We start from the raw sequence: 611 nt of genomic DNA, 5'->3' as shown, positions 1-611 counted from the left end.
GTCATCGGCTGGGGATGGTTCTACCTGTCGACCATCCTCGACGATTATTCCCGCTACATCATCGCCTGGAAGCTGTGCACCAGCATGAAGGTCGAGGATGTCACCGACACGCTCGACCTGGCACTGGCCACCTCAGGCTGCGACAAGGTCAAGGTCGAACACCGACCACGCCTGCTATCGGACAATGGCCCATGTTACGTTGCTTCCGACCTCGGCGAATGGCTGGAGAAATACAAGATCGACCAGGTCCATGGTGCTCCTGGCCATCCGCAGACCCAGGGCAAGATCGAGCGCTGGCACCAGACGTTGAAGAACCGCATCCTGCTGGAAAACTACTTCTTCCAGGAAGACCTCGAAGCCCAGATCGCGGCTTTCGTCGAGCATTACAATCATCGGCGATACCACGAGAGCCTCGACAATCTCACTCCGGCCGACGTCTACTTCGGGCGCGGCCAGACCATACTGCTCGAACGCGAAAGGATCAAACAAGACACCATCAGGCAGCGCCGCTTGAACCACCAGGCCAAAGCGGCTTAAATCAACCCGCAAACCGAGCCGGAAACTCCATTCTTCCAAAGCCCAAAAAGTCTCAAATCATTTGACGACGGACA

General features: G+C 56.6%; 1 protein-coding gene. It reads left to right on the top strand.

Annotation, left to right across the window (positions count from 1 at the left end):
* On the top strand, positions 1–537 hold a 537-nt coding region (locus P7F60_RS30805), incomplete at its 5' end, for a DDE-type integrase/transposase/recombinase (protein WP_277921241.1).
* Positions 538–611 lie beyond the last annotated feature (74 nt).

Source organism: Rhizobium sp. YJ-22 (assembly GCF_029601685.1).
Lineage (GTDB): Bacteria > Pseudomonadota > Alphaproteobacteria > Rhizobiales > Rhizobiaceae > Metarhizobium.
This window is presented reverse-complemented; position numbering and strand designations above follow the sequence as displayed.